Source organism: Candidatus Polarisedimenticolia bacterium, from assembly GCA_036001465.1.
Lineage (GTDB): Bacteria > Acidobacteriota > Polarisedimenticolia > Gp22-AA2 > Gp22-AA2 > Gp22-AA3.
Window position 1 is genome coordinate 1 of record DASYUH010000045.1, and the last position, 19,063, is coordinate 19,063.

Sequence of the window (19,063 nt, forward strand, 5' to 3'; positions counted from 1 at the left end):
GCCGTTGGCCCGGACGCCCGGTCCGGACGCCCGGAACTCGGCCGGGACGCGGTTCAGGGCGTCGTTCTTCTTCAGATTGATATGGCCGATGTTCGTGGAGATCAGCCCGCGCGGATCGCGCGCCTCGGCCGCCTTGAACCCCTTGCCGAACGGCGTCAGCCCCTCGGGCCGCGCCGTCGCGTTCAGGGGCGGGTTCCTGCGCCTCCACTTCTCGACGGCGACCTCGTCCATGTGGGCGCCGCCACTCTCGGTCAGCACCTGGTTCTGCCGGCCACCACGGCTCGCCCAGTTGAATGCGGCCGGAGCGACCAGCAGCAGGGAAAGCATCACGCCCGCGATCAGCACGCCACGGAGCGACCTGAAATAGGCACTTCGGCTCATCATGACCTCCCGAAATGGGAAGAGGCGCCTGGCAGGAGCTGGAGGCGCCTGTTCATCGGTAAAGACTTTTGATTCCTCGTACGCCCTCGAAGACTCGTCACCCGGTCCTTGCATCCCTGCGCCATCCGGGCCCGGCGGGACATGCCCACGGGCGCGGAGCCGCAGATATGAGTGGCCTATCTGTACGGTGGTACCGGGGGGTTGTCAACTTGATTCTTGGTGGAGAACCCGCTGTTTCATGATGCGGATTGTTTTTACAGCAATCCGAACCATATCCGCGGAGCGATGATTTATGGACGTTTTATATGGGTCTTTGTCATAACGCCAATGCCGGAACGGCGCCCCGGATGGGGCACGAGGCACTCGGGGGGGCGCCTCGATCAGCGGCTGCCGGTGCGCAGGTAGACAGCCGTCAGGGACTCCTCGCGCAGCCTCTCCGAGTCGATCTCGAGGCGCCTCGCCCGGTCGCGGATCTTCGTCGCCCGGGCCTCGTCCGTCACGCCCTTGAGGTTGACCCGCACGCTCAAAATCGCCCCGCGCAGCCCGGCGTAGGCCAGGAGCGCTGCGGCCCCGACGTCGCTGACCGCATTGACGTTCCCCTTGAACGCCAGCTCCCCCGCCATCCCCATCAGGACGGCGCAGGCGTCCGCGATCGCCATCGGCGTCTCGATGGCGAACAGATTGGCCCGGCCCAGGGCGGCGGCGCGCGCGTCCTTCTCGGCCGGGGTCGACTTGGGGAGCCGCAGCGCCTTCACCACGCTGTCGTACGCCTCCGCGTCCCGGTCCACCAGCGCCAGGAGGTCCTTGCGCAGGCTCTCGGCCCGCCCCTTGATTCCCTGCACGGCCTCCTCGTGCGACCGGTACGCCTCCCTGCCCAGGGTGAGATCGCACATCATGCGGAGGAGGGAGGCGGCCGTGGCCCCTGCCAGGGCCGAAGCGCTGCCGCCGCCCGGCGTCGGCGTGGGAGCGGCCAGGGCCTCCACGAATTCCTCGACGGTCAGTCCGGTCAGCATGGCTCGTGTCCTCGTGGCTCCTGCCCTTGCCTCACCACGGAGCCGGCGCGCCAGCCGGTCGATGAGGCCCCTGAGCGCGCGGCCGACTCGTGGCATGGAAATCTACGATCCTGTCTCCGGGGTGTCAAGGTCAGAAACCGCCGGAAGGCCTGTCTGTCGCGCCATTCCCTGGAGTGCCCGGCGCGGTCCCGGCGATGGCACCGTCCTCCACCACCACGCGTCCCCGCTTGACCACGGTGCGGCAGTGGTTGACGCCGAAATGGTAGACCAGGTGAAGGTGGTTTGGAACGTCGAGCACCTGGACGTCCGCCTCCTTGCCCGGCTCGAGGCTCCCGACCCGCCCGGCCAGGCCGAGGGAGTGGGCCGCATTCAACGTCGAGGCCACGATCGCCTCGGCCGGCGACAGACCGCCCTCCATGCAGGCCAGGGGCAGGATGGCGGACATCGCCTCGGTCGGGCAGGTCCCGGGGTTGAAATCGGTCGCCAAGGCCACGGCCACGCCCGCGTCCACCAGGCGACGCCCGAGCCCCGGGGCGCCGCGCCCCATGAAGAAGGCGGCCCCCGGCAGGAGGACGGCGTCGGTGCCGGACTCGGCGAGCGCCCGAATCCCCTTCTCCCCCGCGTGCTCGAGATGGTCGGCCGAGGCCGCGCCGAGGCGCGCCGCCAGGGCGGCCCCCCCGCCGTCGCGCAGCTGATCGGCGTGCACCCTCAGCCCGAGTCCGTGCCGGGCCGCCTCCGTCAGGACGCGCTCCGCCTCTTCGATCGTGAACGCGATGTCATCCACGAAGACGTCGCAGAAACGGGCCAGCCCCTCCCGGGAGACCTCCGGGATCATCCGATCGACGATCTCGCGCACGTAGGCCTCGCGCTCCCGCCGTCTCTCCGGGGGGACGGCGTGCGCCCCCAGGAAGGTCGGCACCAGGTCGACCGGATGGATGGCGTCCAGCGCCCGCACCACGCGCAGCTGCTTGATCTCGTCCTCGAGCGTCAGGCCATAGCCGCTCTTGGCCTCGGCGGTGGTCGTGCCGTGCAGAAGCATGCGGTTCAGGCGCCCCTTCCCCATCTCGATCAGGGCGTCGTAGGACGCCTTGCGGGTCGCCTCGACCGTGGACAGGATGCCGCCGCCGCGGGCGGCGATCGCCTCGTAGGACGAGCCCCGCAGGCGTTCCTCGAATTCGCGCTCGCGACTCCCGGCGAACGGCAGGTGGGTGTGGGGGTCGACGAAGCCCGGCAGGACGGTCCGCCCGGTGGCGTCGATCTCAACGCCGCTGCGCTCCAGCCGGACTTGCCGGCGGTACTCGCGCTCGTCCCCTATGAAGACGATCCGGCCGTCCTTCGCCGCCAGGCAGCCGCGCTCGAGGACGCCGAGATCGCCCTGGGCCGCGCCTCGGCGCGGCGCGGCGCCCGCCAGGGTGACGAGCTCGGCGGCATCGACGATCGCCAGGTCGGCGTCGATCATCGTGACGGATCCCGAGGGACCGGGCCCCGGCCGATCAGACCTTCTCCCCGGCGGAAGGCTTCTTCATGAAGCGCAGCCGGTCCTCGATCTCCTCTTCCTTCTTGTGCATGTCGAGCAGGCGCAGGTGCTGCTCGACCGCCGAGCGGACGCGCTGCTCGAAGGCGTCGCGCTCGACCCTCAGGTTCTGGATCATCCCCTCGATCTGGCCCGCCTTGCGCGCCGCCTGATCCAGGAGCTGTCCTCCCTTGATCTCCGCCTCCTTGATGACCAGCTGGGCCTCCTTCCGGCCCTCCTCCTTCATGTCCTGCGCCAGCTTCTGGGCGGTCAGCAGGGTCTCCTTCAGGATCCGCTCGCGCTCCTTGAAGTCGGCCATTCCCGACTTGAGCTGGGCCAGCTCCTCCTTGAGAGCGTTGTTCTCGATGACCAGCCGCTCGAACTCCCCCGCCACCAGGTTCAGGAACGACCGGACCTCCTCGGGGTCCAGGCCGCGCATCTTCTTCGCGAAACGGTGGCTGCTGATGTCGATCGGGGTGATCTTCATGCTCCTCCTCCTTCTTCAGTTCCCGGCCGCGACCGGCGGGCCGGCGCGGCGCTCTCCGAACAGGGCGCGGCCGACCCGGACCATCGTCGCGCCCTCCTCGATGGCCACCTCGAAGTCCTCCGTCATGCCCATCGACAGCTCCCTCAGGTCGAGCCGGGGGTGGCGCCGGCGCGACTCCTCGAGGATGCCGCGCAGGCGGCGAAAGTGCGGACGGCTCCTCTCCGGATCGGGATCGTAGGGCGGCAGGATCATGAGGCCCGTGACCCGCATGGACGTGCACGTCTCCGCCCGGTCGAGCACGGCATCGAGGCCGTCCACAGGAACTCCGAACTTGGTCGCCTCGCCCGCCAGGTCGACCTGGGCCAGCCCTTCGATCGACCGCCCTTCACGGGCGGCCGCCTGGTCCAGACGGGAGAGGATCTCGACGGAGTCGATCGAGTGGATCACCTCGAACAGCCGCGCCGCGTGGTTCGCCTTGTTGGCCTGCAGATGGCCCACCAGGTGCCAGCGCACGCTCCGCGGGATCCGCGGCGCCTTGTCGCGCGCCTCCTGCACCCGGTTCTCGCCGAGATCGTGGAGCCCCGCCGTGACCGCTTCCATGATCCGCTCCGCCTCCACCGTCTTGCCCACACCCACCAGCACGATCGAGCCGGGATCCCGGTTCGCGCGGCGGGCCGCCGCCGCGATCCGCCCGCGGAGGCGCGTCAAGTTGGCTGCGATCGATCCCGCCGCGGCCGGCCCCTGTGCCATAGGCAATCAATATAGCGGGGGGACGGGGCCTGTCAAACCGTCGCCGCCCGGCTTTCGCTGCCCGGCTCCCCTACGGGAGTCGGGGCTGAAACGGGAGCGGCGGCAGATCGCGCAGGACCCGGGGGAGCGGGCCGGAGCTTTCCCGCAGGTCCATGGCGCGATTGGCGAGCGCGTCGGCCGCGCGGTTCTGCTCGCGGCGCACATGCTCGACGACGACCGACGGCAGGCCGCTCATCAGGCGGCGGGCGGCGCCGTGCAGGACCTGGAGGCCCGGGTGCTTCACGCGGTACTCCCCCTTGATCTGCCGCACCAGGAGCTCCGAGTCGGACAGGATGCGCAGCGACGGGGGGGCGGCGGCGACGGCGTATTCGAGGAGGGCCAGGAGGGCGGCATACTCCGCCGTGTTGTTGGTGGCGACCCCGAGGTAGCCGTAGAGATCCGCCACCGGTCGGCCCTCCCCGTCCTGGATGCTGACGCCGTAGCCGGCCGGCCCGGGGTTTCCGCGCGCGCCGCCGTCGATGTGGGCGACCAGGCCTGGAGGCGCGGGCTTCGACCGGCGCCGGGCCGGGCGCGGCGTCACGACGGAGTGGTCTCGGCGCCCGCCGCGTCGGAGCGGGCCCAATCGTCCGGGACGTAGAGGTAGCGCTTGCAGGAGTCGCAGGCGATGAGGCCGGTCGCCCGGCGCACCATCTGGATCAGCTTCGGCATGACACGGACATGGCAGCCGCCACAGCGCTCATCCTGGACCGCGACCAGGGCGAGCCCCTTGCGCTGCCTGGCCACCTTCAGGAACGGCTCCAGGACCGCGGGCGCGATGGCCCCCGACATCTGGCGGCGCTCCGCCTCCAGGGCGGCGATCCGGGCCTCGAGGTCGCGGGTCTCGGCGTCGAGGCGCGACTTGCCATCGGTCGTCTCGCGCCGCCGGCGCTCCAGCTTCTCCCCCAGGGCGCGGACGGCGGCGTTGCGCTTCTCGCTCTCCTCCATTTCGACCAGGATTTTCTCGTCCAGGGCCGCGCGCTCGGATTTGCAGGCCTCGATCTCGTGCAGCATCGCCTGGTATTCCTTGTTGGTCTTCACGTCGAGGAGCTGGCCCTGGTACTTGGTGATCTTCGTCTCGACTCCCATGAGCTCCATCTCGAGACGGCGCCGATCCTTGTTCAGCTCCTGCACGCGGGAGCTCTCGCTCTCGATCTCCTTCTGAGCGGCGATCAGGTCCTTCTCCAGGCGCGCCACCTCGGCGGGGATCGCGGCGATCTTCTCCTGCAGGCCCTCGATCGCGCTCATGACCTCCTGGAGGCGGACGAGCCTGCGAAGATCCTCCATCATGGCGCGACTCCCCAGGACATAAAAAAAGAGGTGCTTCCTTGCGGAAGCACCCCGGGGGCCGCGCACCCGCGGGACCGGCCCGGCGATCGGCCGGGCCAATGCCTCACATTCATCATGAGATCGTCGATCGGCGGATACGGCTTCACGCGACACCCTTGAGGAGCCTGCCTGCCCGAAGGGGCGCGATTATAGCACGCGCGTGCTACCATCCGGCGCCCGTCGCGCCCCGCGGTCCCCGGCGATCCCGGGTGGCCGGGCGCCGGCCGGCGCCCGGAGATTCCTTGGCCGACGTCCCCGCTCCTCGCCGCGCACCCCTTGGGCGCCGCCGCCTGCCGCTGCACTTCAGGATTTTCCTCGGCATGTTCATCGGGGCCGTTCTCGGACTGGCCGCCAACCTGGCCATGGGGGACAGCCCCCTCCTGGGCGGGTTCGTCGCCAACGTGACGAGACCGGTCGGCCAGATCTTCCTGCGCCTCATCTTCATGGTGGTCATCCCCCTGGTCCTGGCTGCGATCATCCTGGGGGTCGCCGAGCTCGGCGATCCGCGGCATCTCGGGCGCGTCGGGCTGAGGACGCTGTTCTTCACCCTGGCCCTGAGCAGCCTCTCGGTCATCATCGGCGTCACCCTCGCGAACGCCATCCGGCCCGGCGCCGGGCTGTCCGACAGCTCGCGCGCCAAGCTCCTCCAGGTGATGAGCGCGAACGCCTCCGCCGTGAAGGCGCCGCCGCCTCCCAAGACCGGGCTCCGGATCCTGGTGGACCTCATCCCCGAGAACCCGGTGAAGGCGATGGTCGGCGCCCTGGACGGCGAGATGATCGCCGTGATGGTGTTCGCCCTGGTGATCGGCGTCGCCCTCACCCTGGTCGACAGGAGGACGGTCGAGCCCCTGCTGCTCTGGCTGCAGGCGGTCTACGAGGTCGTCCTCAAGGTGATCGGGATGGCGATGCAGCTGGCGCCCTACGGCGTCGCGGCGCTCCTGTTCAGCGTCACGGCCACCGCCGGCCTGGACGCCCTCACCGCCCTGGCCTGGTACGTCGTGACCGTCCTTCTGGGGCTGGCGATCCACCAGTTCGTGACCTACTCGCTGCTCGTGAAGTACTACGCGCGCTACTCCCCCTGGCTGTTCTTCAGCCGCATCCGCGAAGTGATGCTGACCGCCTTCTCGACCTCCTCGAGCAATGCCACGCTGCCGGTGACCCTGCGCGTGGCGGAATCGGAGCTCGGCATCCCGCGACCGATCGGCGGCTTCGTCCTGACGCTCGGCTCGACGCTCAACCAGAACGGCACCGCCCTGTACGAGGGGATCACCGTCCTGTTCCTGGCGCAGTTCTTCGGCGTCCCGCTGACGCTCCAGGCGCAGATCACGGTGGTGCTCCTGTCGATCCTCTCGGGAATCGGCACCGCCGGGGTCCCCGGCGGGTCGCTCCCCCTGGTCACCGCCCTCCTGGTCACCATCGGCGTCCCGTACGAAGGGATCGGCATCATCGTCGGGATCGACCGCCTGCTCGACATGTGCCGCACGGTGCTGAACGTCACCGGAGACGTCACGGTCGCGGCGTGCGTCGCCCGCTCCGAAGGCCACATCCTGAAACCCTGAGCGACAGGGCGAAACGCCGTGCTATCCTTCGCTCTCCGATTGAATCGGCCCGTGTCTCGATCGCGCCCTGAAGGAGGGCGTTTTTCGTCATGTCTCGCACCGCGGACGTGGTGATCATCGGCGGCGGCATCCAGGGGGCTTCGATCGCCTACCACCTGACGCTGCGCGGCCAGAAGAACGTCGTGGTCCTCGAGAAGGACACCCTGGCCTCCGGCTGCAGCGGCCGCACCGGCGGCATGATCCGGCAGCACTACTCGACCGGCCTGGTCACGGAGATCGCCCGGCAGGGGCGCGACTTCTTCTCCACCTTCGACCGGGTCGTCGGCGGCCACTCCGGGTGGGTGCAGTGCGGCCTGGTCTACATGGTGACCGGCAAGGACCGGGAGGCGCTGGAGCACAACATCGCCCTCGGCCGGAAGCACGGCGTGCCGACGCGGCTGATCGACGCGCGCGAGGCCCGGGAGCGCGTGCCCGGCCTCAACACGGAGGGGGCGGTCGCCTTCGGATTCGAGGAGAACGCCGGCTACGGCGACGGCTACGGCACGACCGTCGCCTTCGCCGACCGCGCCCGGGAGCAGGGGGCGACCATCCTGCAGGCCACCCCGGCCACGGGCATCCGGCTCGACAACGGCCGCGTCACCGGGGTCACAACACCGAAGGACACGATCGCCACGCGCACGGTCGTGAACGCCGCCGGTCCCTGGGCCGACCGGATCGGCCGGATGGTCGGCCTCGATCTGCCGCTCAAGCTCGAGCTGATCGAGGAGGCGGTCATCCGCGTGCAGGCGCCCGATACCTATCCGATCGACACGCCGAGCGTGTACGACTTCGTGAACGGCCTGTCGTTCCGGCCCGAGGGGACCGGCCACACGGTGGTGGCCGAGGGGAGCTCCTATTTCAAGGGGGACCTCGACGCCGACGGCTACCCCACCCGCCCTTCCGATCGCTACATCGAGGACGTCTCGGAGCGGCTGGCCAAAGCGATGCCGCGCCTGGCCAGCGGCACGCCCCGCGGCGGCTGGGCCGGCCTGCTCGAAGGGACCCCCGACTTCCATCCGATCATGGGGCGGGCGCCCGGGGTCGAGGGATTGCTCCTGTGCTACGGCTTCTCCGGCCACGGATTCAAGGAGGCCCCGGTCACCGGCCGGCTGATCGCCGAGCTGATCCTCGACGGCAGGACCAGCCTCGACATCGCCCCCCTCGGGTTCGAGCGCTTCGCGAAGGGGGAGCTCCTGAGATCAAAATACAAAGACGACCCGGTCATGGCATGAACGCCTGCGATGCTGTCGTCATCGGCGGCGGGCACAACGGGCTGGTGACCGCCGGCTTCCTGGCCCGCGCCGGGCTCAGGGTCGTCGTCCTCGAGCGGCGCACTCTCGTCGGCGGCGCCTGCGTCACCGAGGAGATCGCACCGGGCTTCCGCGCCTCGACCGCCGCCTACATCGCCAGCATGATGCGCCCCGAGGTCATCCGCGACCTGGGGCTCTCGAAGTACGGCCTCCGGATGACGCCGTGCGATCCGATCCTGTTCGTCCCGAGCCGCACCGGCCGCGCGCTCTTCATGCACCAGGACCCCCGGCGCACGGCCGCCGACATCGAGGCCTTCTCGCCGAAGGACGCCCGCGCCTTCCTGCAGTTCGACGCCGAGATCAAGCGGCTGGCGGCCTACCTCGAGCCGTTCTTCATGGAGCCGCCGCCCGCCCTCAACGGCGGCCTGGCGTCGCTCCGGGACCTGGCGCGCCTCGGCCTGCGCCTGCGCCGCCTCGACGACGAGGATGCCGGCCGCCTGACGCAATTCCTGACCGCCAGCGTCATGGACCTGGTGGACGGACGCTTCGAGTCGCCCGAGGTGAAGAACCTGATCGGCTCCTCCAACGTCCTCGGGGCCCACAACGGGCCGATGACCCCGTGCTCGGCCTCCGGCCTCATGTTCCACAGCCTGTCGGGCGGGGACGAGCTGTCGCAGGGGTACATGGGTCACGTGCACGGCGGCATGGGGACGATCTCCGAGGCGCTGGCCTCCGCCGCGCGATCGTTCGGCGCGGTCATCCGCACCTCCGCCGAGGTGGCGCGCATCCTGGTCGAGAAGGGACGCGCCGCGGGCGTCGTGCTCGCGTCGGGGGAGGAGATCCGGGCGCGGGTGGTGGCGAGCAACGCCGACCCGAAGCGCACCTTCCTGAGGCTCCTCGAGCCGGGCCAGCTCGAGGGGAGGTTCCTCGAGGACATCGCGCGCATCAAGATGGCCGGGCCCTGCGCCAAGATCAACTACGCCCTGTCCCAGCCCCCGGTCCTGACGCAGTGGCCGAAGAACCGGACGCTCTCGCCGGCGGACAAGTCCGACTTCACCGTCTGCCACGGGCTCGAGTACCACGAGCGCGCCTGGGACGAGTGCAAGCACGGCCGGGCCTCGACCGAGCCGTACGTCGACTGCGTCGTCCCGACCCATATCGACCCGACCCTGGCGCCGCCGGGTCGCGCCGTCCTGACCGCCTTCGTGCAGTACGCCCCCTACCACCTCGCGGAAGGGACCTGGACGGTCGAGCGGGAGAAGCTGGCCGACCGCGTCACCGACACCATCGAGGAGGTCGCCCCCGGATTCCGGACCTCGGTTCTGGCGCGCGACATCCTGTCGCCGGTCGACCTCGAGTCGCGCTTCGGCCTGACCGAGGGGAACATCTTCCACGGCGACCTGAACCTCGGGCAGCTCTTCCTGGGGCGCCCGGTCCCCGGCTGGGCGCGGTACCGCACGCCGATCCGGGGCCTCTACCTCTGCGGCGCAGGCGTCCACCCCGGCGGCGGCGTCACCGGCGCCCCCGGCTTCAACGCGGCGCAGCAGATCCTCAGAGACTGGAAGGCGAAGCAGCTGCGCTAGGACGCCGCACGGCGCAGGAGCGGCCGCGTCAGGCAGGTGGGGCCGCCGCACCCCTTCGCGGAGATCTCGCCCCCCTCGTAGGTCTTCACCTCGCAGCCGGCTTCGCTCAGGAGGCGGGCCGTCCCCGGGTTTCCTGCGAGCATCACGCAGCAGCGGGGCTCGACGGCGAGGACGTTGCACCCCATCGTGTCGAACTCCCCGTCCGGGACCTCGAGCAGCTGGAATCCGCGGCCCAGCAGCCACCGCCGGAACGGCGCCGGCAGGAGGCGCGAGCGGACCAGGAGAAGATCCCGATCGATCGGGCTCACGAGCGACATCAGATGCAGAACGTCCTCGGGGCCGTTCCAGTGCGGCAGCGGGACCGCGACGATCTCGTCGATGTCGCCGGCCAGGATGAGCCGGAGCTGCCGGATCCCCTCGGCGTTCGTGCGGTACCCCTCTCCCACCGCGGCGGTGCGCGCGTCCAGGAAGACGACGTCCCCCCCTTCCAGGCGGCCCTCGCCCTCGATCCGCCCGGCGATCGGAATGTCAGACCGCGCGAAGAAGCGGCCGGCGGCCTCCGGCTCGCCGCGCCGTGCGGCCTTCCCCATGCTGCAGAGAATCGCCCCGCGCCCCGAGATGACGACGGGATCGTGCGTGTAGATGGAGTCGAGGCCGGTGTCGGGGTCGTGGGGCAGGAAGCTGATCTCCGTCCCCGGCCGACGCACCAGGTCCACGAAGCGCTCGTACTCCTCGAGCGCCTTCCCGAGGTCGGGTGGGCCGGTGAAGCGCAGCTCGCGCCACTGCGCCTCGACCTGTCGCCGGTCGACCCAGGCGTCCTTCGGATGCTTGAGGAGGAGGCGCCGGATGGGCGCAATCTCGGACTGGCTGCCAATCTCGGTCACGCCGCCCGCCTCCCGGGAGATCGCGGTGGGCCCACCTGGATTCGAACCAGGGACCAACTGATTATGAGTCAGCTGCTCTTACCAGGCTGAGCTATGGGCCCGCGCGATGCCGCCACGCGGCGGCATCATTATATATAGGCGGGCCCGGCCGGGGAGCCGGCCCCTGAGCGCGGCCCGGCCGAATACCTCGGACACCCTCCCGGTCCTTGTTGAGGGCGGGTCCGGTGTGCAAGGATACGCGGCGCCGGGAGCCGGTCCGGGCATCCGGCCGGGTGGGGAGGGACGAGATGGAGAACCGCCGCAAGACCTCAGGCGAGGACCTCAACCTCTGGAACATCGTCGGCCGGCAGTTCGACAAGGCGGCCGCCACGCTCGACGTCCCGCGGGGGCTCCTGGACCAGATCAAGGCCTGCAACGCGGTCTACTACATGCAGTTCCCGGTACGGATCGGCGAGAAGTACGAGATCTTCGAGGGCTGGCGCGCCGAGCACTCGCAGCACCGCAAGCCGACCAAGGGCGGGATCCGCTACAGCGAGATGGTGACGCAGGAGGAGATCATGGCGCTCGCCGCCCTGATGACCTACAAGTGCGCCATCGTGGACGTGCCGTTCGGCGGGTCGAAGGGGGGCATCAACCTTTCTCCGAAGAAATACACGCGGGAGCAGCTGGAGAGGATCACCCGGCGGTACACGGCCGAGCTGGTGCGCAAGAACTTCCTCGGCCCCGGGATCAACGTCCCCGCGCCCGACCTGGGGACGGGCGAGCAGGAGATGGCCTGGATCGCCGACACGTACGAGGCGCTCTCACCCGGCCAGGTCGACTCGCTCGCCTGCGTGACCGGCAAGCCGGTCACCCAGGGGGGGATCCGCGGGCGGAAGGAGGCGACCGGGCGCGGCGTGCAGTTCGGCATCCGCGAGGCGTTCAAGCACAAGGCCGACCTCAAGAAGTTCGGCCTGTCGGGAGGGCTCGAGGGGAAGCGCGTCGCCATCCAGGGGTTCGGCAACGTCGGCTACCACGTGGCGAAGTTCCTGTCGGAGGAGGACGGCTGCAGGATCGTCGGCATCGGCGACGTGGCCGGCGGGTCGATCAACCCCTCGGGGCTGAACATCAACCACCTGTCGGAATACCGCGACATGACCGGCGGCCTCAAGGGGTTTCCCGGGGGGAAGGACCTCGCGGGGCCGCGGGACGTCCTCGAGGTGGAGTGCGACATCCTGGTCCCGGCGGCGCTCGAGAACCAGATCACCCTCGAGAACGTCGACCGGGTCCGGACGAAGATGATCGCCGAGGCCGCCAACGGCCCGACCACGCTGGGGGCCGACGACGCGCTGAACCGGCGCGGCGTCATGATCATTCCCGACATCTACCTGAACGCGGGGGGCGTCACCGTCTCCTACTTCGAGTGGACCAAGAACCTGTCGCACATCCGCTACGGCCGGATGGAGAAGCGCCTCGACGAGATCTACCGCGACAAGCTGGTGCTCACGATCGAGCAGGTCACCGGCAAGACGGTCCCCGAGAAGCAGCGGCGCGAGCTCCTGCGGGGGGCCGACGAGGTGGACCTGGTGAACTCGGGCCTGGAAGGGTCGATGCAGAACGCCTACCGGGAGATCCGCGACGCGCTCATGGCCGACGCGCGCCTGGCCGACCTGCGCACCGCGGCGTTCGCCGTCGCCATCACCAAGGTGGCGCGCAGCTACATGGAGATGGGCGTCTTCCCGTAGGAGCGTGGCCGCTCGGCCGGCCGCGGCCTCCCGCGCGTCAGTTGACGCTGCCCGGCGCCGGATCGTCCTCGGCGGCGCCGGCCTGCCGCTCCAGGGTCTGCTGGATGAACAGCGCCTGCTGCAACTCGCGCTGCGCCCGGTCGAGCTCCCCGAGCTTCAGGTAGACCCGGTACAGGTTGAGGTAGGGGAAATGGCGCGGCTCGTAGCGCGTGGCCTTCTTCGCCAGCTCCAGCCACGGGATCGCCTGATCGATCCGCCCGAGGTGGATCAGGTAGGAGCCGATGTCGTTGTACGGGTTGCCGAAGTTGGGATCGATCCGGATGGCGATCTTGCACTGATCGATCGCCTCCTCGTAGCGCCCCTGGAATGAAAAGGTCCAGCCGAGGAACGTGTGGGCCTCGGCGGTCGGGTGCTCGTCGATCGACGCCCGATAGAGCCGGATGGCCTCGTCCAGCTCCCCTTTCGTCTGCCTCTCGTAGGCCTTCTGCATGAGGAGCACGGCGCGCTCGATCCGGTCTTCGTCGCTCATGATCTCCCGGCCTCCGCCGGCCCGCGTGCCGGCCAGTCCCCGCGATGGATCCTAACGGCGCCCGCGGCAATCGTCAACGCCGCCGGAAGCGGGTCCCGGTATTCGCCCGGGCTCCTGCTAAGATAGGCGCTCTCGAACGGAGGCGACGATGACGACCGCATCCTCTCACGCGCGACGACTGTCCGGACGCTTCGCAGTCTTCGTGACGCTGTGCCTGACCGCCGGCCTCGCCGCCGGGGCCTGCGGCCGCAGGCCGGCGCCGCGGGGCGGCACGGAGGAGCCGCGGGACGGGACGGGCGCCTCGACGGACCGGGGCGCCGCCCGGGATGGCGACCGCGTCGGCGCGCGCTTCGCCGCCTTCGCCGAGCGCTTCACGCGCGGCTCCCTGGCGCTGTCGCCGCCCGCCGCGACTCTGGCCGGCCTGCACCGGTACCGCGATCCGGACGGCGGCGAGGATTTCGATCTCGATCGGGAGCTCGACGACTTCTCCCCGGCCGGCGAGGTCCGGCGCCTGCGCTTCTACCGGGACACGATCGCGGCCCTCGATCGGGACTTCCCCGCCGGCGCGCTCGGGGCGCAGGAGCGGATCGATCGCGACATCATCGCCGCGCAGTGCCGCCTGGCGCTCCTGGACCTGGAGCAGGTGCGCTCGACCCAGACCAATCCGACGGCGGCGGTCGAGTCGATCGGCACGGCCCTCTTCTTCCCGGTCGTCTTCGAGTACGCCCCCGCCGCGGATCGCGCCGCCGACGTCATCGCCCGCCTGGAGAAGACCCCGGCGTTCGTCGATCAGGCGATCGCCGCCCTCCGGACGAGCGCGCCGATCTACACCGATGTGGCGATCGAGGAGAACGACGGGAACCGCGACGTGATCCAGAACGCCCTGCCGGCGCTGTTTCCGAAGGGATCCGACCTGGAGGCTCGCTACCGCGCCGCGCGCGGTCCGGCGCTCGCGGCGATCGACCGGCTCGGGTCCTTCCTGTCTCAAGACCTGAAGCCGCGCTCGACCGGCGACTGGCGGCTCCGGGCCGGCCTCTACGGCGACAAGTTCCGGGCCTATTTCCAGGGCGATCTCGACCCGATGGACGTGCTGCGCGACGCGGAGGCCGGCGTGCGGCGCGTGCGGTCCGAGATGCTGGCGCTGGCGACCCCGCTGCACGACCAGTGGTTCCCGGCCCACGGGAACCATTCCGCCGTGAAGGACCCGGAGGCCAGGACCAACACGATCGTCCGCGAGACCCTCGACCGGATCGGCCGCGAGCGCCCGGCGCGCGACCGTCTCTTCCAGACGATCGAGGCGGATCTGCTCGAGATCGCCGCCTTCCTGGAGAAGGAGCCGATCGTCTCCATGACCCGGCACGACAACCTGGCGGTCATCGAGACGCCGCCGTTCTTGCGCGGCATCTACAGCGTCGCCGGGCTCAACGCCGCGCCCCCCCTCGAGCCGGGCCTCAAGTCGCTCTACTACGTCACGCCGATCCCGAAGGAGTGGCCCGACGAGAAGGCCGATTCGAAGCTGCGCGAGTACAACCGCTACAAGTTGCTGCTGCTCTCCATGCACGAGGCGATGCCAGGCCACTACACGCAGCTCGAATACGCCAACCGGGTGCAGCCGGAATGGCGCCGCGTGCTGCGCAGCGTGTATGGCAACAACGCCTACATCGAAGGCTGGGCGCAGTACGCCGAGCAGGTGATGCTCGAGCTCGGCTTCCACGACGGGAGCGATCCCCGGATGGTCCTCACCTTCCGGAAGGAGGAGCTGCGCGTGCTCGCCAACGCCATCCTCGACGTCCGCCTGCACGTCCTCGGCATGACGGACAAGGAGGCGCTCGACCTGATGATGAAGAGCACGTTCCAGGAGAAGACCGAGGCGGAAGGGAAGCTCCGGCGGGCGAAGCTCTCGTCCACGCAGCTGCCGACCTACTACGTCGGCTGGCGGGCCTGGCGCGACCTGCGGCGCGACGCGGAGGCGCGGCGTGGCGCCTCTTTCGACCTGCGCGCCTACCACGACGAGGTCCTGGCATACGGGGCCATCCCGATGGAGGCGCTGCGACGGCAGGTCCTGGGGAGCGAGTGAGCCACCGGTCGCCCGACCGGCGCCGCGAGGCCCGCGTGCGGGCCCTGATTCTCGCCCTGCCGCTCCTCCTCGCACTGCCTTCGGCCTGCGGGGGGCGGCCCGAGGCGATCGACGAGAGACGGCCGTCGCTTCTGGTCTCCGACCGGAGCGGGGCGCTCCGGATCTACGAGGAGAGCGGCGACGGGGGCGCGCGCCTTCTGGGACGCCGTGGCCTGGGCGATCGCTCCACCCGGGACATCATGCCGGCGCGACTGCCGGACGGGCGGATCGTGTTCGTGTCGGACCGCGACGGGAACCCCGAGATCTACATCGCGGCCTCGGACGGCGAGGCGAGACGCCTGACGGTCGATCCGCCCGATCGACCGGCGGTCGATTCCGGCCCGGAGCCGCTCGGAACGGATCGGATCGTGTTCGCGAGGACCGCGCCGGGCGAGCCGGACGCGCCGGCGGGGACGCGCGACCTCTTCGTGCTGCGGCTCGACGGGACGGGCGAGAAGCGCCTGACGCACCATCCCGCGGACGACTGGGCGCCTTCGGCTTCCGCCGACGGGCGGTCGGTCGTCTTCGTGTCGGACCGGACCGGCACCCCGCGCATCCACATGATTCCCGACGTCGAGGCCGCCGACTTGGAGGCGTCAACGGTCTGCCTGTCCGACTTCGAGCTGCCCCGCACGTCGCCGGGGCCGGGCGGGCGCGCTTCAGCGGACGGCGCGCCGGCGTTCCTGCCGGACGGGTCGATCGTGTTCAGCCGCACGCCGTTCGAGGGGGTGCCCCATCTCTACGTCATGGGAGGGAGGGGCGCGCGGGACGGACTGAGGCAGATCACCGAGTCGCTCACCCTGCCGTTCGGGGCGGCGGAGCCGGTGGTGCTGGACGCGCGGACCCTTCTGTTCACGACCGGTCCGATCGTGGACCGAGGTCGTCCGGGAAGCCCGGCCCGATTCGCGGTGTACCGGATTGCCCTGGGAGGATTCAACCTGACGCGGGTGACGCGCAGTCAGGCCCCCTACGCCGACTTCGCGCGGCACCTGGACGACCGCTGACGTCGCGGCCCACTGACGGCGTGTTCGGCGTCAGTTCGCGGCGGCGCTGCTGCCCGGCGCGCTCCTCACGTTGGCCGCGCGCAGTCCCTTCGGCCCCTTTTCGACTTCGAAATCGACGACCGCGCCCTGCTCGAGCTCGTCGAAGTTCATTCCGATGAGGCCCGATCGGTGGAAGAAGACCTCCTTGCCGTCGTTTCCCCGTATGAACCCGAACCCGCGATCGCGAACGACCTTGGCAACTGTTCCCCGAGCCATACAAGTCCCCACACGAAAGTCCGATGCATGCGGCGGTCGTGTTGCAAGCCTGGCTTGCGATTCTCAGCCCTGGCCTCGAAGGCCAGCCCCTCCCGGCTTCCGACCGCCCGACGCCTGTGGAAAGGAATGCCGGCAGCTCCCAAACGAAGACTGTAGAAAGCGCCGTGACGAAGTGTCAAGACTCCGGAGAGGCATTAGGGTGAAGACCCTAACGGCCTTCCGGGGCCTCGAGACGGAGATCGGCGGGTGAGACGACCGGGGGGCGGCAGGCGCCCCCCTCGCACAGATAGGCGGCGGCGCGGCCTTCGACGGGAGACTTGCCTTCGAGCAGGGGCACGAGGCGTGCGGCATCCGGGGCGCCGGGATCGGCGAGGGCGACGACGGCGTTCGGATTCCAAGAGTCGCGCAGAGCCTGCAGAAACGAACGCAGCCCGGGATCGTCCCTGCGGGCCGCCAGGACGACCTGCCGCACGCCGGCAAGGTGCTGATCGAGGGCGCACAGCATCATGCCGAAGGCGGCGGGAAAGCGCTCGATCCGATCGCGATAGAGCCGGAGCGTCTCCTCGGCCCTGCGGGCGAAGCCGTCGTCGAGGGTGAGCGCCGCCAGGCGAGGCAGCGCGAGCGCGGCGACCGACGCGCCCGCCGGGACGGCGCCGTCGTTCCCCTCGCGGGTGCGGGCGATGAGCGACTCGTGATCGCGCGCGGTGAAGAAGAAGCCCGGGACGTTCTCCTCTCCGAACCGATCGATCATCCGGGTCGCCATGGCGCACGCCTCGCCGACCCACGCGGGGTCGAGCGTGGCCTCGTACAGATCGAGGAACGCCGCGACCAGGAAGGCGTGGTCGGTGAGGTAGGCCGGGTGACGCGCCTGCCGGTCCATGTACGAGTGCAGGAGCCGGCCGTCCAGGACCATGCGATCGAGCACCAGCCGGGCGGCGCGGGCCGCGGCGTCGGCGTAGCGCGGCTCGTCCAGGACCCGCGCCCCGTACGCCAGGGCGGAGATCATCAGGGCGTTCCAGTCCGCCAGGATCTTGTCGTCCCGTCCCGGCCGCGGCCGGCCCTCGCGTGCCTTCAACAGCCGGGAACGGGCGGACGCCATCCGCAGCCGCAGCTCCCCCTCGTCCATGCGCAGGTCGGCGGCGATCCGCGCCACGGGGACCTCGAGGTGCAGGATGCTCCGGCCGTGCTCGAAGTTGCCGCCCCGCACGGCGCCGTAGACGCTGCAGAAGAGGCCGGCCTCCTGGGCCCCGAGAACGGCGGCGATCTCGTCGAGCGTCCAGACGTAGAACTTCCCCTCTTCCCCTTCGCTGTCGGCGTCCAGGCTGGAATAGAAGCCCCCTTCGGGCGAGGTCATCTCGCGCAGCACCCACTCGAAGGTGTCGCGCGCCACCTCCTTGAAGAAGGCGGCGGGGACGGCGCCCCCCTGGGGAAGCGCCGGCGAGACCGGCAGCCGTCCGACGGCCTGCGCCGCCTCGAGGTAGGAGCGCGCCAGCAGGGCGTTGTCGTAGAGCATCTTCTCGAAATGGGGGACGAGCCATCGCGCGTCCACCGAGTAGCGGTGGAATCCGCCTCCCAGCTGATCGCAGATGCCGCCGCGCGCCATCTTCTCCAGGCTGAGGACCGCCATGCGCAGCGCCTCGGGATTGCCGGTGCGCCGGTGATAGCGCAGGAGGAACGACACGTCCATGCTGTGCGGGAATTTCGGCGCCCCGCCGAACCCGCCGTCGTTGTTGTCGAAGCGCCCCGCCAGGTCGCCGAACGCCCGGTTCAGGATCGCGGGGCCCAGGGCCTGCTTCGAGGCGGTCATCTCGGACAGGCGCTGGATCTGTCCGGCGATCTCCTGCGCGACGCGCACGACGTCGTCCTTCTTCCCCCGCCAGGCTTCCGACACGCCGACGAGCAGGTCCGGAAAGCCCGGGCGGCCGTGCCGCGACTCGGGCGGGAAATACGTCCCGGCGAAGAACGGCTTCAGGTCGGGGGTCAGGAAGACCGAGTTGGGCCAGCCCCCCTGCCCGCTGAGCATCTGCGTGGCGGCCATGTAGATCTCGTCGAGATCGGGGCGCTCCTCCCGATCGACTTTGATGTTGACGAAGCGCTCGTTCATGATGGCGGCGATCCGCTCGTTCTCGAACGATTCGCGCTCCATCACGTGGCACCAGTGGCACGAGGAGTAGCCGATCGACAGGAAGATCGGCCGGTCCTCCTCCCGGGCGCGGCGCAGCGCCTCCTCCCCCCACGGGTACCAGTCGACCGGATTGTGCGCGTGCTGCCTGAGGTACGGGCTGTTTTCCCGCGCCAGCCGGTTCTCCCGCTGTCCGGTCGTCACGGCCGTGCCTTCGCGCGCATGGTGTGAATCGTGTGCATGCGTGAAGGCTACAGGAGCCATGGGTCAGGCGCAAGGCAAGTGTTTCGCAAGGAACCCGGCGCGGCGCGGACCGGTTGGCGAGTGACGGGTGGGTAGCCGCAGGGTGAGGCGCCCTGCCCTGAGGAGCCGGGCCGTGTGAGACCGTGCGCCGGGGCCCCATCGCGCGTTTTCATGCGCGATGGGCGGCGCACGGCGAACCGAGGGGAGGCTCGCGCCAGCGAGCCGGACCCGTGCCCGGATCCCCAG

At 70.1% G+C, this 19,063-nt stretch carries 17 protein-coding genes and 1 tRNA gene; 6 read left to right on the top strand and 12 right to left on the bottom strand.

Translation table 11 applies throughout. The annotated features are described in order from the left end of the window. The 7 genes from VGV60_09310 to VGV60_09340 form a co-directional block, all read right to left on the bottom strand. On the bottom strand, positions 1 to 381 hold a 381-nt coding region (locus VGV60_09310), incomplete at its 3' end, for a hypothetical protein (GenBank protein ID HEV8701454.1). Positions 382 to 761: 380 nt separating this feature from the next. After that, complete coding sequence (locus VGV60_09315) at positions 762 to 1,394, bottom strand: cyclodeaminase/cyclohydrolase family protein (GenBank protein ID HEV8701455.1); 633 nt, start codon at positions 1,392 to 1,394, stop codon at positions 762 to 764. A gap of 130 nt (positions 1,395 to 1,524) precedes the next feature. Next, the gene (gene hutI, locus VGV60_09320; protein ID HEV8701456.1) at positions 1,525 to 2,853 is read right to left on the bottom strand and encodes an imidazolonepropionase; all 1,329 of its coding nucleotides are present in this window, start codon (positions 2,851 to 2,853) and stop codon (positions 1,525 to 1,527) included. Between the two features lie 34 nt (positions 2,854 to 2,887). Next, positions 2,888 to 3,394, bottom strand: coding sequence for a DivIVA domain-containing protein (locus VGV60_09325; protein HEV8701457.1), 507 nt, complete (start codon positions 3,392 to 3,394; stop codon positions 2,888 to 2,890). 15 nt (positions 3,395 to 3,409) lie between these two features. Further along, positions 3,410 to 4,102, bottom strand: coding sequence for a YggS family pyridoxal phosphate-dependent enzyme (locus VGV60_09330; GenBank protein ID HEV8701458.1), 693 nt, complete (start codon positions 4,100 to 4,102; stop codon positions 3,410 to 3,412). 112 nt (positions 4,103 to 4,214) lie between these two features. After that, the gene (locus VGV60_09335) at positions 4,215 to 4,724 is read right to left on the bottom strand and encodes a ribonuclease HI family protein (protein ID HEV8701459.1); all 510 of its coding nucleotides are present in this window, start codon (positions 4,722 to 4,724) and stop codon (positions 4,215 to 4,217) included. Further along, on the bottom strand, positions 4,721 to 5,428 hold the full coding sequence (locus VGV60_09340) for a C4-type zinc ribbon domain-containing protein (protein HEV8701460.1): 708 nt from the start codon (positions 5,426 to 5,428) through the stop codon (positions 4,721 to 4,723). The genes VGV60_09335 and VGV60_09340 overlap by 4 nt, the downstream gene beginning before the upstream one ends. 323 nt (positions 5,429 to 5,751) lie before the next feature. Here VGV60_09340 and VGV60_09345 point away from each other — a divergent pair, with 323 nt between their 5' ends. The 3 genes from VGV60_09345 (at position 5,752) to VGV60_09355 (ending at position 9,940) form a co-directional block, all read left to right on the top strand. Further along, positions 5,752 to 7,068, top strand: a complete 1,317-nt coding sequence (locus tag VGV60_09345; protein HEV8701461.1) for a dicarboxylate/amino acid:cation symporter — start codon at positions 5,752 to 5,754, stop codon at positions 7,066 to 7,068. Between the two features lie 89 nt (positions 7,069 to 7,157). After that, positions 7,158 to 8,339 carry an FAD-dependent oxidoreductase gene (locus VGV60_09350; protein ID HEV8701462.1) on the top strand — a complete coding sequence of 394 codons (1,182 nt, stop codon included), beginning with the start codon at positions 7,158 to 7,160 and terminating at the stop codon, positions 8,337 to 8,339. Next, positions 8,336 to 9,940, top strand: a complete 1,605-nt coding sequence (locus tag VGV60_09355; protein HEV8701463.1) for an NAD(P)/FAD-dependent oxidoreductase — start codon at positions 8,336 to 8,338, stop codon at positions 9,938 to 9,940. Before VGV60_09350 ends, VGV60_09355 begins: the two co-directional genes overlap by 4 nt. Here the strand turns inward: VGV60_09355 and VGV60_09360 are convergent. Then, positions 9,937 to 10,824, bottom strand: a complete 888-nt coding sequence (locus tag VGV60_09360; protein HEV8701464.1) for an arginine deiminase family protein — start codon at positions 10,822 to 10,824, stop codon at positions 9,937 to 9,939. The genes VGV60_09355 and VGV60_09360 overlap by 4 nt on opposite strands. 26 nt (positions 10,825 to 10,850) lie before the next feature. Further along, a tRNA-Ile gene (locus tag VGV60_09365) sits at positions 10,851 to 10,925 on the bottom strand. A 186-nt stretch (positions 10,926 to 11,111) separates the two neighbouring features. On the opposite strand from VGV60_09365, the gene VGV60_09370 reads away from it, so the two are divergent. Next, positions 11,112 to 12,548 (top strand): Glu/Leu/Phe/Val dehydrogenase, encoded by a 1,437-nt coding sequence (locus VGV60_09370; protein ID HEV8701465.1) that lies wholly within the window; start codon positions 11,112 to 11,114, stop codon positions 12,546 to 12,548. 37 nt (positions 12,549 to 12,585) lie between these two features. On the opposite strand, the gene VGV60_09375 is transcribed toward VGV60_09370, so the two are convergent. After that, complete coding sequence (locus tag VGV60_09375; GenBank protein ID HEV8701466.1) at positions 12,586 to 13,077, bottom strand: tetratricopeptide repeat protein; 492 nt, start codon at positions 13,075 to 13,077, stop codon at positions 12,586 to 12,588. 148 nt (positions 13,078 to 13,225) lie between these two features. Between VGV60_09375 and VGV60_09380 the strand changes: the two genes are divergently transcribed. Further along, entirely contained in the window at positions 13,226 to 15,154 is a 1,929-nt protein-coding gene (locus tag VGV60_09380; GenBank protein HEV8701467.1) for a DUF885 domain-containing protein, read from the top strand. After that, positions 15,151 to 16,197: a hypothetical protein gene (locus VGV60_09385; GenBank protein HEV8701468.1), complete on the top strand. Its 1,047-nt coding sequence runs from the start codon at positions 15,151 to 15,153 to the stop codon at positions 16,195 to 16,197. Before VGV60_09380 ends, VGV60_09385 begins: the two co-directional genes overlap by 4 nt. 30 nt (positions 16,198 to 16,227) lie before the next feature. On the opposite strand, the gene VGV60_09390 is transcribed toward VGV60_09385, so the two are convergent. Then, on the bottom strand, positions 16,228 to 16,452 hold the full coding sequence (locus VGV60_09390) for a cold shock domain-containing protein (GenBank protein HEV8701469.1): 225 nt from the start codon (positions 16,450 to 16,452) through the stop codon (positions 16,228 to 16,230). A gap of 208 nt (positions 16,453 to 16,660) precedes the next feature. Then, positions 16,661 to 18,778: a thioredoxin domain-containing protein gene (locus VGV60_09395; GenBank protein HEV8701470.1), complete on the bottom strand. Its 2,118-nt coding sequence runs from the start codon at positions 18,776 to 18,778 to the stop codon at positions 16,661 to 16,663. Positions 18,779 to 19,063: the final 285 nt, after the last annotated feature.

Bases quoted from the DNA above. Each gene is read 5' to 3' on its own strand.
- VGV60_09315 (HEV8701455.1), bottom strand. From the start codon at position 1,394: ATGCTGACCGGACTGACCGTCGAGGAATTCGTGGAGGCCCTGGCCGCT.
- hutI (HEV8701456.1), bottom strand. From the start codon at position 2,853: ATGATCGACGCCGACCTGGCGATCGTCGATGCCGCCGAGCTCGTCACC.
- VGV60_09325 (HEV8701457.1), bottom strand. From the start codon at position 3,394: ATGAAGATCACCCCGATCGACATCAGCAGCCACCGTTTCGCGAAGAAG.
- VGV60_09340 (HEV8701460.1), bottom strand. From the start codon at position 5,428: ATGAGCGCGATCGAGGGCCTGCAGGAGAAGATCGCCGCGATCCCCGCC.
- VGV60_09350 (HEV8701462.1), top strand. From the start codon at position 7,158: ATGTCTCGCACCGCGGACGTGGTGATCATCGGCGGCGGCATCCAGGGG.
- VGV60_09355 (HEV8701463.1), top strand. From the start codon at position 8,336: ATGAACGCCTGCGATGCTGTCGTCATCGGCGGCGGGCACAACGGGCTG.
- VGV60_09370 (HEV8701465.1), top strand. From the start codon at position 11,112: ATGGAGAACCGCCGCAAGACCTCAGGCGAGGACCTCAACCTCTGGAAC.
- VGV60_09375 (HEV8701466.1), bottom strand. From the start codon at position 13,077: ATGAGCGACGAAGACCGGATCGAGCGCGCCGTGCTCCTCATGCAGAAG.
- VGV60_09380 (HEV8701467.1), top strand. From the start codon at position 13,226: ATGACGACCGCATCCTCTCACGCGCGACGACTGTCCGGACGCTTCGCA.
- VGV60_09390 (HEV8701469.1), bottom strand. From the start codon at position 16,452: ATGGCTCGGGGAACAGTTGCCAAGGTCGTTCGCGATCGCGGGTTCGGG.